Source organism: Paenibacillus sp. VTT E-133291 (assembly GCF_002264395.1).
GTDB classification, from domain to species: Bacteria; Bacillota; Bacilli; order Paenibacillales; family Paenibacillaceae; genus Paenibacillus_AQ; species Paenibacillus_AQ nitricinens.
Genome location: NZ_NFVA01000035.1, coordinates 55,569 through 65,667 on the forward strand (window position 1 = coordinate 55,569; position 10,099 = coordinate 65,667).

The 10,099-nt window shown below is 43.9% G+C and carries 13 protein-coding genes; 1 reads left to right on the plus strand and 12 read right to left on the minus strand.

The window, feature by feature from the left end; genetic code table 11:
- Nucleotides 1–10: 10 nt before the first annotated feature.
- The 6 genes from bshA to CA598_RS15505 are packed head-to-tail and all read right to left on the minus strand — an operon-like array spanning nucleotide 11 to nucleotide 4,081.
- Nucleotides 11–1,168 (minus strand): N-acetyl-alpha-D-glucosaminyl L-malate synthase BshA, encoded by a 1,158-nt coding sequence (gene bshA, locus CA598_RS15480; RefSeq protein WP_094877091.1) that lies wholly within the window; start codon nucleotides 1,166–1,168, stop codon nucleotides 11–13.
- Between the two features lie 20 nt (nucleotides 1,169–1,188).
- Nucleotides 1,189–1,899 carry a bacillithiol biosynthesis deacetylase BshB1 gene (gene bshB1, locus CA598_RS15485; RefSeq protein WP_094877092.1) on the minus strand — a complete coding sequence of 237 codons (711 nt, stop codon included), beginning with the start codon at nucleotides 1,897–1,899 and terminating at the stop codon, nucleotides 1,189–1,191.
- The gene (locus tag CA598_RS15490) at nucleotides 1,896–2,318 is read right to left on the minus strand and encodes a methylglyoxal synthase (RefSeq protein ID WP_042129517.1); all 423 of its coding nucleotides are present in this window, start codon (nucleotides 2,316–2,318) and stop codon (nucleotides 1,896–1,898) included. The genes bshB1 and CA598_RS15490 overlap by 4 nt, the downstream gene beginning before the upstream one ends.
- Nucleotides 2,319–2,333: 15 nt before the next feature.
- A complete protein-coding gene (dapB, locus tag CA598_RS15495; protein WP_094874669.1) occupies nucleotides 2,334–3,137 on the minus strand; it encodes a 4-hydroxy-tetrahydrodipicolinate reductase in 804 nt (267 codons plus the stop codon).
- Nucleotides 3,138–3,170: 33 nt separating this feature from the next.
- Nucleotides 3,171–3,692, minus strand: a complete 522-nt coding sequence (locus CA598_RS15500; RefSeq protein ID WP_094874668.1) for a tetratricopeptide repeat protein — start codon at nucleotides 3,690–3,692, stop codon at nucleotides 3,171–3,173.
- A gap of 59 nt (nucleotides 3,693–3,751) precedes the next feature.
- Nucleotides 3,752–4,081, minus strand: a complete 330-nt coding sequence (locus tag CA598_RS15505; protein WP_036676271.1) for a nucleotide pyrophosphohydrolase — start codon at nucleotides 4,079–4,081, stop codon at nucleotides 3,752–3,754.
- A 168-nt stretch (nucleotides 4,082–4,249) separates the two neighbouring features.
- On the opposite strand from CA598_RS15505, the gene CA598_RS15510 reads away from it, so the two are divergent.
- A complete protein-coding gene (locus CA598_RS15510; protein WP_042190138.1) occupies nucleotides 4,250–5,119 on the plus strand; it encodes a YitT family protein in 870 nt (289 codons plus the stop codon).
- Between the two features lie 54 nt (nucleotides 5,120–5,173).
- Here the strand turns inward: CA598_RS15510 and CA598_RS15515 are convergent, their stop codons facing one another.
- The 6 genes from CA598_RS15515 to CA598_RS15540 form a co-directional block, all read right to left on the minus strand.
- A complete protein-coding gene (locus CA598_RS15515) occupies nucleotides 5,174–6,073 on the minus strand; it encodes a sporulation protein YpjB (RefSeq protein WP_094874666.1) in 900 nt (299 codons plus the stop codon).
- A 154-nt stretch (nucleotides 6,074–6,227) separates the two neighbouring features.
- Complete coding sequence (locus tag CA598_RS15520; RefSeq protein WP_256990515.1) at nucleotides 6,228–6,869, minus strand: DUF1405 domain-containing protein; 642 nt, start codon at nucleotides 6,867–6,869, stop codon at nucleotides 6,228–6,230.
- 93 nt (nucleotides 6,870–6,962) lie between these two features.
- On the minus strand, nucleotides 6,963–7,835 hold the full coding sequence (locus CA598_RS15525) for a menaquinol-cytochrome c reductase cytochrome b/c subunit (protein ID WP_094874665.1): 873 nt from the start codon (nucleotides 7,833–7,835) through the stop codon (nucleotides 6,963–6,965).
- Nucleotides 7,836–7,861: 26 nt separating this feature from the next.
- Nucleotides 7,862–8,533, minus strand: coding sequence for a menaquinol-cytochrome c reductase cytochrome b subunit (gene qcrB, locus CA598_RS15530; RefSeq protein WP_042129529.1), 672 nt, complete (start codon nucleotides 8,531–8,533; stop codon nucleotides 7,862–7,864).
- 6 nt (nucleotides 8,534–8,539) lie between these two features.
- Nucleotides 8,540–9,094, minus strand: coding sequence for a QcrA and Rieske domain-containing protein (locus tag CA598_RS15535; RefSeq protein ID WP_094874664.1), 555 nt, complete (start codon nucleotides 9,092–9,094; stop codon nucleotides 8,540–8,542).
- A 239-nt stretch (nucleotides 9,095–9,333) separates the two neighbouring features.
- Nucleotides 9,334–9,753 (minus strand): DUF2487 family protein, encoded by a 420-nt coding sequence (locus tag CA598_RS15540; protein ID WP_094877094.1) that lies wholly within the window; start codon nucleotides 9,751–9,753, stop codon nucleotides 9,334–9,336.
- Nucleotides 9,754–10,099 lie beyond the last annotated feature (346 nt).

A 10,099-nucleotide genomic window follows, 5' to 3' on the forward strand; every position in this document is an offset into this window, starting at 1 on the left:
TACTAACTCCTTACCCCCTGACTGTATCCAGTCTAGGGACCTTGCGCCCGAGCACACGGTAATATATATCCTCATACTGACTTGTAATCGAATCCTTACAGAAGTCTTTGCAGGCCGTTTCCAGACAAGCCTGTCTGAACTGCTCCATCATACGATCATCCGAAAGGAGTTTGATTGCATATTTCGCCATATTATCTGTATCCCCAATTGGAGCAATGAATCCTGTCTTGCCGTGTTCTATGAGCTCTGGAATGCCTCCGGTTTGAGAACCTATAGTCGGAACGCCACATGCCATTGCTTCCAGGGCCACCAGTCCAAAGCTTTCCTTCTCAGAAGGTAACAGAAGAAGATCAGCCAACGATATAACTTGAGCAATCTCATCCTGTCTTCCTAAGAAGCGGACTTTATCATCCAGACCCATTTCACTGATCTTAGCTTGAATCTTAGGAAGATCTGGCCCTTCGCCAACAAGCAGCAGACGTGAAGGGATTTCACGATTCACTTTAGCAAAGATATCCACAACATCACTTACCCTTTTAACTGGGCGGAAGTTACTGATGTGCATCAGGATCTTCTCCTCAGGGGAAGCAAAATCATCCCGTAAATTCGTAACATCCCGTGGGTAATAGACACGATGGTCAACAAAATTATAAGTGAGGTCGATCTCGCGCGTGATATCCAGCACTTCTCGAGTTTCTCTAATGAGATCCTTCGATACAGCTGTTACTGCATCACTTTCATTAATCCCAAGACGGATTAGATCCTTTAGAGATTCATCTTGTCCCAGTACCGTGATATCCGTACCATGCAAGGTCGTCACAACTTTTATATCATTACCAAGCATCTGCTTAGCAAGGAAAGCACAAACAGCATGCGGAACGGCGTAATGAACATGGAATAAATCCAAATTCTGCATTTTGGCAACCTGAGCCATTTTCGTAGCGAGCGCTAAATCATAAGGAGGATATTTGAATACATAATAATCATTAACCTCTACCTCATGGTAAAATATATTTTTCTGGAATTTCCCTAACCGAAACGGGATGCTGTGTGTAATAAAATGAACTTCATGTCCCTTTTCGGCCAAGAGCTTTCCTAATTCAGTCGCTACTACGCCTGAGCCGCCAAGAGACGGATAACAAGTGATGCCTATTTTCAAACGGTCCATATTCCGTCCCCTTCTATACCTTATATAGTTTGATCCCCTGCAGTAAACAAATCTACTGCATAAGGCACTTTTGTTGCAAACCCTTCCGCATAGGGAATGAGTCTCCGCTGTCCAAGCAACATGTCTCTGGAACGGACACGTTCAATGTAACCTTCTGTCAGCGGTGTGGATACAGCATCGGCACCGAGCGGCTTGGTGAACTGGGAGCGATAGCAGGACAACGCCTGTTCTTTCAGCCTATATTGTTTAGTAACATCTACAATAAGATCCGTACGTCCTAGATCATTTATAAAATAAAAAAACAGCTGTGGAGCCGGAACTGCCGGCTTGTCCGACATGTATTTACGTAGTTTGGCATTAAACACAGCTTCCTCTACCAGCTTACTGCACGCAATATGATCGGGATGACGATCTTCCCAATAAGGAGCAAAAACAATCGCAGGAGCAAACCGGCGAATTTCTGCTGTCACAGCGGCCACATGCTCTTCTGTTATAAACAGCCCTCTGTCAGATAAGCCCAAATTCGTCCGCACAGACACGCCAAGTAGATCAGCAGCTTGCTGTGCCTCTTCCTTGCGTAGCTCTACAGTACCGTTCGAGGACATTTCCGCAGCTGTTAAATCGCACAGACCTACTTTTAGTCCTGCAGCGGTATGCTTCGCAATCGTACCTGCCATTCCGATCTCCGCATCATCCGCATGAGCCCCAAATACAAGAATGTCCAGCTTCATTCATCAACACCTGGTTTGTATTTATGGACGAGTTCTCGCCAAGCAAAGTCACCACGATCAATCGCCTTCACAAGCACCTCAGCTGTTGCGATATTCGTTGCTACAGGGATACCATATACGTCACATAGACGAAGTAAAGCTGTAATATCTGGTTCATGTGGTTGTGCCATTAATGGGTCGCGCAAGAAAATAATAAGATCCAATTCATCTTGGGCTACCATTGCCCCAATTTGCTGATCTCCACCCAATGGTCCTGACATATAGCGATGAATCTTCAAGCTAGTCACATCCATGATCCGTTGGCCAGTAGTCCCCGTAGAAAATAGTTCATGACCTACAAATACATGCTCATAGGCTAATACAAAATTTACGATTTCATCTTTTTTACGATCATGTGCAATAAATGCGATCTTTAACATGGTGTTCTCCCCTGTCTATTCTATAAAGTGCTCAAATCCATAGATCAAGCCAGTGTATCCCATTACCTTTTGAATACCCATCTTAACGCCTGGCATATAGCCTGCTCGCTCATAAGAATCATGCCGGATTTTTAAGGATTGTCCGAACCCACCAAAAATCACTTCTTCTTGGGCAAACACACCAGGAAGACGGACACTATGTATCCGGAATCCATTATAGTAACCCCCACGCGCACCCTCAATCGTTTCTTCTTCTTTAGGGTTTCCTTGACGAAGCTCTTCCCGTACTTCTGAAATCATCTCTGCTGTTTTGACTGCAGTTCCGGATGGAGCATCCAGTTTTTGGTCACCATGATACTCGATAATCTCCAGATGTGGAAAGTATTTTGAAGCTTGAGCCGCAAATCTCATCAACAGAATAGCCCCTATGGAGAAGTTCGGAGCAATAAGTCCACCTATCCCCTGGTCTTGACACTGCTTGTCCAGTTCCACAATTTGCTCCGGTGTGAATCCTGTTGTACCGATAACCGGACGCACTCCATATTTAATGGCTAACACTGTATTCGTATACGCTGATTGCGGTGTAGTGAAATCGACCACAACATCTCCGTTGCTTCCTGCGAGGGCAGCCTCAAAATCTGAAGTTACAATAATTCCTGAGTCTTCCAGACCTACTAGACGGCCTGCATCTATATCCATCGATGAACGATCTACCGCAGCCGCTAGCTCCAACTCTTCGTCTTGCAGCACAAGTTTAACAACCTCTTTACCCATTCTCCCGCCTGCGCCGGATACGATAACTCTGATCTTGTTGCTCATATCTTTTCATCCTCGCTTTCACTAGTTATATAGTTATTGCATATACGATTGTATGGATTTCTGAAGGTCTACCATCAATTCTCGCAAGCCAGAATCATCCGGATGTAAAGAAATCACTTCTTTTAAGGCGGCCATAGCCTGTATATGTTCATTCACCCGACTATGTGCGATGGCAAGCCATACATAAGCATCCCCGTATAATGGATCCAGGGCGATGGCCTCTTTAAGTAGCGTAATCGGATGGTACGGGTTACGAGTTTTGTTTTCTTCATCTTCTATCAACCGCTTAGCTTCCTGTACATGCATCATAGCTTGAAGATGCTGTAGATGCAGACTATACTCAGGTTTGCTGCCATCTAACTTCATAGCCGCCTGAGCATGAACTAAAGCTTTATCTAGCATACCACTGCGGGCATATGTTATGGAACAACGATATCTGACTTCAGCATCAGCAGGACTAGCTGCAATCGCAGCCTCAAAGCAAACAATAGCTTCCGCAAAGTCACTACGCAATATTGAGCGGTAGGCTTCTCTTACATAATCCCTTTGATCCATATCCTCACCATCCTCACGGCTAAATCCCGTTCGTTTGGTACAGCATATGTTATAGAGGCCTAATCGGTGTCTTTTGGTGTCCAACGCCCAGCATCTCGGGTATTAAACTTATGCATGACCTTATTATGTGCTTCAGTCAGATCAATCCCAAGAGAATTTGCAAAACAAACGGTAATAAACAAAATATCTCCCAGTTCAAGCTCTATAGAATTCTCTGCTTCATCAGATTTCTTCGGCTTCTCACCGAATTCATGATTGACTTCCCGCGCCAACTCTCCGACTTCCTCGGACATGCGGGCTAACATAGACAGCGGACTGAAGTATCCTTCTTTAAATTGCGATATATAAGCGTCTACTTCACGCTGAATGTCACCAAGACTTTTGTCCATAAAATGTATCTTAGCCCCCTCTGTATATCTTGCCTTCTGTTTGCCCCTATGTTATCGTAAAGACGTTTTGAAGACAAATCTTTTTTGAATATTTTAACACCTGCAAGAAAAGGTATACTTATTATAGGAAAAGAAAAACTGCCTTAACAAGGCCTAACGAGGGATTCCATGAATTCAAACAAGGTAATTTCAATCAGCAAAACAGTTGCCCCTATCATGCTCGGAACCGCAGTATATGCATTCGGACTACTGTATTTCATCATTCCCAGTCAACTCATGGAAGGCGGCGTAACGGGAATCACACTGCTGCTTAATTATGCCTTTGACATTCCAATCTTTTTAACAACACTGCTAATCAATCTCCCATTGTTTCTGCTCGGTTGGAAAGTCCTAGGCGGCCGCCAAATTGTATACACAGGTGTAGGAATCGGATCTTTGTCCCTTTTCTTGTGGATCTTCGAAAGATTGATCTCTGCTGGATGGATTGTTCCTTTCAGTACCGAACATGACTTTATTCTTGCTGCGCTATACGCAGGGGTAACACTCGGAACCGGGCTTGGGATTGTGTTCCGTTTTGGTGGCACTACAGGTGGCGTAGACATTGTGGCAAGAATTCTGGGACGGAATTTCGGCTGGAGCATGGGGCAGATTATTCTGGCCATCGACATTTTCATTATCGGCTCTTCCATCTTCTATATCCCCAAAGAAAAAATTCTATACACACTCGTTGCTGTGTTCATCGCATCGCGTGTCATCGATTTTATCCAGGAGGGCGCTTATGCCGCCAAAGCTTTTACAATCATTAGTGATGAGGCACCACAAATTGCTGATCTAATCACTGCTGAACTAGAACGAGGGGTAACACTCATTCCTGCAATCGGTGCGTATTCTAAGCAAGCCAAACATATGGTGTATTGTGTAGTTTCAAGGCAGGAAATTCGCCGTCTTAGTTTACTGGTTAAATCGATTGATCCGCATGCGTTTGTAATTATTAGCGATGTGCACGACGTACAAGGCGAGGGATTCAGAGAAACATAAACCAAAAGGAGCGGGGGACTCTTCCCCGCTCCTTTTGGTTATATAAACATTCCACTAAATGGGTTTGAAGTTCTGATTCTCTCCACGGTACTTACGATAACCCGCATAAGCTAATACAGCGATAATAAAACCTGCGGCTAGTCCTCCCCAAATCCCAAATTCTTGTGAAGCCAAGGGTACTGACAAAGCCGGCTCATCCTTCTCTTTTCCGAACATTACCCGCACAGTATCCTGACCATAAGACACAATTTCAAGCAAACGGGCCCGTTCGATTTTTTGTGAGGAAGAAGAAATGCCTGCGGCATAAGAGAGCCAGGAATCAAAAGCATTTACAACTTCAGGTTGCCGAGAGACGATCACCGCTGGCCGTATATTTTCGTACCTGCCCTGTAGCCTCTCTACAGCCGTTTTCCATCCCGCCAGATCATTTGTAGCACCACTTTGCTCCATCGCATTTAAATCCTCGCGGATTAGCTTATAATACTGAAGCCAAATGGGTTGTCCGGGTTGGTTTAGACTATTGGCAGCTAACCGTAATTTGGCCGCTGTAGCCTCCAATTGCTGCTGAGATACTTTTGCGCTTGCCACAGCAGCCTTCAGGTCCATAATGACCCCTGATAAAGCATTAATGCCCTCTACAGAGGTCATTCCTTCAAAAGAAGAGGACACTATGATCCTAGAGATCTCTTCAGTCTCTTGTCGGACCTTCATCACATCCCCTTCCAAGACATACCCATACAATGCCTCAGCGGCTTGTTCTAGCAACTGTGCTCCGGTCTTTCCGCTCATCACTGTCAAGCCGTTGCCCGAACTAACGTCGGCGCTTTGCTTCGAAGCCTTGCCAGAGCCTTCACCAGCATTCCCTTGCGCTGCCGAAGCTTTTTCAACATTCATGCTGGTCAGTAACCAGCAAAATACTAGAATAACCAACACATAATATCTCCCTCGGAGCATGAAATACCCCCTCCTACTTAAGAAGAAACGACGTTGTCATCTTTTAAAGACGAGATTCGTTTCTCGTAAAATTATAAGGATTAAGCATAGTATAAAACTCATACTTCTTATAATTCTAAATGTATGGCAAGGGGACAAGGGTTAGAACTGCTTACTAGAACCTATTCTTAAATTGATAGATAGAGTCTACTGGTCTTTGTCTACTACTAAACAACCAAGCAACAATCACACTAAACACTGTAAGCGCCATCGTGAAATATTGCACCTGTGTGACATCATCATTCAGTACAGAAGGTAGCCACGGGTATATTCCGTAGGAATAGTCCAGCATATCGTTTGCAAGGGTCCAGAACAGCGCTAGCGGAATCATTTTGCGGAAAGAAAAGAATCGTGCATAGATCAAAGCTTCTACTGCCATCCCCAAATGAGAGATCACCAGCATCCAATCTTTCCAGACTAGAATATCTCCTTGATAACCTCCAGCAAAAATCATACTTACTGCCCAAATCCCATACTTCACAGACGTCACAACCGCTAACGCCTCAATAAGCTCCCTTACATTGTTTCCCGTATAGCCTTTTGGAGGAAAGAGCATTAGCAACAGCGCCAAGGTAAAGAACAAGCTCGCGGTTGGACTATCTGGAACAAACGGGAGCAACCAAAGCGGAAAGTTAGCCGCCGTGAACTCCAATTGATTGCCATACCATATGTAGCCATAAATGGTACCGAGAAGATTCACAATGAATAACAACCAAATGATTCCTCGGTGCTTAAACAGTTTATCAAGAACGGACATACAGATCATTAACCTCCCAAGTAGTGGCAACTTTACATTTAGACATACAAAAACCTGACCGCAGTTTCGATCAGGTTTTGCGTTATTATTATTTTACTGTTCGCTTTTTTGTTTGGCAAGCCAGTCTGCCAAGGCATCAATGTCTTGATCAGAAAGCCCCGCTCCCAGAGCAGTATCATACATCTTCGGCATCTGCCCTTGACCCTCTTTTATAATAGTAAGGATTGCTTCTTTATCATGGGTGTCCCCAACGCCGCGAAGTGAAGGTCCGCCTGCCCCTTTCAAATCCGCTGCATGACAAGAGATGCAAGTAGCTTGCTTAAATAGCCCCATAGCTGGATCATCCTTATCTACAATCGCTACTTCCTTCGCCTTAACTGCACTAGAGGTTGGAAGCCCCTTCGCCCTATTCTCTGCCGCCTTCTCTTCCCGTTGAACATCTTCAGGAATTTGACCAGTTTCAGCCATTTCATGTTTGTATTCAGTCCAAGCGGTATTTGTTAGGTACACAATCGCCGCTAGCGATAAGAACATCAAAGATGAAGCGATCGGTCTACGGTAGAAGCGACGTTCTCTGCCCGTGTCAAGAAATGGAGCTAAAAGAAGTGAACCAAAAGCTACACCGGTTACTCCTAATGTACCCAGTACGATATAATCACCTGAAGCATAAGGAAGCTTCAAATACTGATAGAGAAACAAGAAATACCAGTCAGGAATTGGGATAACCGTAGCACTCGCATTCGCTGGAAACCCTAGCGGCGCTGGCTCTGAAATAGTAAGCACTAATATTCCTACAAGTACAACGACGCCAACCATCCATTCTTTTAGTAGAAAGTTAGGGATAAAGGCTTCCGATTTACCAGGATAGGCTGAATAGTCTGGAGGTGTGATAAATCCATTGCCTTTACGAACTCTGGTATCACCGACATATACAACCTTTTCCTTAGAATTGTTTCCATGTGCCATCCATATTCCTCCTCTCTCAGATTAACTTACAACGGTCCAGAAATCCCTTGTCTGCGGATCATAATAAAGTGTCCTACGAGCAGACTAAGAAGCACCGCTGGGAGGAAGAATACATGTAGTGCGAAGAACCGAGTCAACGTTTCTGCACCAACAATCGTACCGCCTTGCATAAGTTCTTTCAATACGGGTCCCATCACTGGAACCGAGTTAGCAATTTCGAGTGTTACCTTAGTCGCAAAGTAAGCTTTATTGTCCCAAGGCAATAAGTAACCCGTTAAACCGAGCCCCAACATTACGAAGAAGATGAGCATTCCAACTACCCAGTTCATCTCACGTGGAGCTTTATAAGAGCCTGTAAAGAAGACGCGCATCGTATGAAGGAACATCATAACAATGACAAGACTAGCACCCCAGTGATGCATTCCGCGAACGATTTGTCCAAAGGCAACACTAGATTGTAAATACTCAACACTTGCATAAGCATTGATAATATCTGGAACATAATACATCGTTAAGAACATACCCGATAAGATCTGAATCACTGTAATAAAAAAGGTCAGTCCGCCAAAACAATACACAAACGCAGAGAAGTGATGGGCCGGGTTAACATGCTCAGGAACCTCGTGGTCGGCCACGTCTCTCCAAATTGGCGTAACATCCAAACGTTCGTCAATCCAGTTATAGACATTTTTAAACATTAGAACCTACGCCTCCTCACTAGCTACTGTATTAGGCACAATATCACCCAAAAGAACCCACCCGTTATCAAATTTCGTTTTATACTGGTCCAGCGGTTTTGGAGCTACTTCGAGATTTTTGCCGAGTTTGGTATAACGTGCACCGTGGCAAGGACAGTGATACTCGTCCGGATATGCCTTATCATTGTTCCATCCGACCGTACATCCTAAATGTTTACAAATGGGTGAAAGCGCATAAATATCACCCTTTGCGTCTTTACGGATCCACGCAGTCAGCGTCGCTGTGCTGTCGTACCATCCGTCTTTCTGTTTCAATTCAAACGTAAACTCTTGGGGCTCTTCGGTGATTTTGCTAATTTCAGCAACCTTTATAAAATCACCCGCGCCCTTCTTATGTAATATTGGGTCCACGACAAAACGGACCATTGGGAGAATTGTACCTGCCCCCATAAAAGCAGTAGCGCCACCTAGCGTGTAGGTCAAAAATTGCCTGCGCGACATCTCTTTACGGCTGGGTGGTTGTTCAGGCCAAATATCCTGTTGATCATTATGGCTGCTCATACTGTTATATAACCCCCTTCTCAAGATATAAGAAAGTATCTAAGGTGTCCGATCAGAGATGCCTTACTATAAATAATCCGTTTTCAAATCTTTTCAATGAAATACATCACATACCATTTCGATTCAACCTAATAATAGCTTAGGCACCAAAACCCGTCAAGAATATTGTCTAATTTGTGACAGGCCAAAAAGTGATTTTAACTTATAATTGTTGATTTTCTGTCACATTTAAAAGGGACTCACCGTCGCCACATCTCTTGAATTTTCATACCAATATCACTATTAATCTTACCTTCCAGAGAACCCTCAATGATAGGCAGAGAGAGTACTAAATCGCTTTCAAAAATTTCTTGTTCCAGAAGTGCTATATCTGCTGTCAACACCACAGCATACTGGAAACCACTGGATTTGACTTTTTGGCAAACCTCATTAATTAGGTCAACATATCCTCCCCCTCCATACTGAATCGCTGGATAAGTTACAATCCGTCCCTTAAACGGTATTTCCACAATATCCATAAAATCACGTAATCTTTCTAAAGCTTGAACCGTCTCAGGAGGACTTTCAGCCCCGCTTAATCCTGTAAAAGGTATGAGACATGTATCATAGAACTTTCGATTTTCTTTCCACTGCTCAACTTCAAAATCACTGAATTTCATTTATGTCCATCTCCTTATTTACGATCCTTCGTTACTTTCACATTTCACAAATTTGCCCGAAGTTATAAATCCCATTATATTGAAAGAGGGGGACGAACGTCTATATTTAGATTTTCATAGGTTTTCCTTCACCTCTAATTGATACAGAAAGCTTCATTACTCCATTAGAAAAATCACAGCGTATAACAAGAAAGACGCCTGGTCGCGTTCTTGGAGGTAGAGTTACAAGCTGAGTACATCCGTAATTCCATACACGTTCTATATACACCTTCGTAGTGAGGTTCCGCTAACGGACCGTATGGCCTTAATTTCGATTAAATGAGCACATATATTAGGGACGGACCGT

What these genes read in the sequence shown, in the direction of transcription:
- bshA (WP_094877091.1), bottom strand. Translation starts at nt 1,168, where the DNA reads ATGGACCGTTTGAAAATAGGCATCACTTGTTATCCGTCTCTTGGCGGC.
- bshB1 (WP_094877092.1), bottom strand. Translation starts at nt 1,899, where the DNA reads ATGAAGCTGGACATTCTTGTATTTGGGGCTCATGCGGATGATGCGGAG.
- CA598_RS15490 (WP_042129517.1), bottom strand. Translation starts at nt 2,318, where the DNA reads ATGTTAAAGATCGCATTTATTGCACATGATCGTAAAAAAGATGAAATC.
- dapB (WP_094874669.1), bottom strand. Translation starts at nt 3,137, where the DNA reads ATGAGCAACAAGATCAGAGTTATCGTATCCGGCGCAGGCGGGAGAATG.
- CA598_RS15500 (WP_094874668.1), bottom strand. Translation starts at nt 3,692, where the DNA reads ATGGATCAAAGGGATTATGTAAGAGAAGCCTACCGCTCAATATTGCGT.
- CA598_RS15505 (WP_036676271.1), bottom strand. Translation starts at nt 4,081, where the DNA reads ATGGACAAAAGTCTTGGTGACATTCAGCGTGAAGTAGACGCTTATATA.
- CA598_RS15510 (WP_042190138.1), top strand. Translation starts at nt 4,250, where the DNA reads ATGAATTCAAACAAGGTAATTTCAATCAGCAAAACAGTTGCCCCTATC.
- CA598_RS15515 (WP_094874666.1), bottom strand. Translation starts at nt 6,073, where the DNA reads ATGCTCCGAGGGAGATATTATGTGTTGGTTATTCTAGTATTTTGCTGG.
- CA598_RS15520 (WP_256990515.1), bottom strand. Translation starts at nt 6,869, where the DNA reads ATGTCCGTTCTTGATAAACTGTTTAAGCACCGAGGAATCATTTGGTTG.
- CA598_RS15525 (WP_094874665.1), bottom strand. Translation starts at nt 7,835, where the DNA reads ATGGCACATGGAAACAATTCTAAGGAAAAGGTTGTATATGTCGGTGAT.
- qcrB (WP_042129529.1), bottom strand. Translation starts at nt 8,533, where the DNA reads ATGTTTAAAAATGTCTATAACTGGATTGACGAACGTTTGGATGTTACG.
- CA598_RS15535 (WP_094874664.1), bottom strand. Translation starts at nt 9,094, where the DNA reads ATGAGCAGCCATAATGATCAACAGGATATTTGGCCTGAACAACCACCC.
- CA598_RS15540 (WP_094877094.1), bottom strand. Translation starts at nt 9,753, where the DNA reads ATGAAATTCAGTGATTTTGAAGTTGAGCAGTGGAAAGAAAATCGAAAG.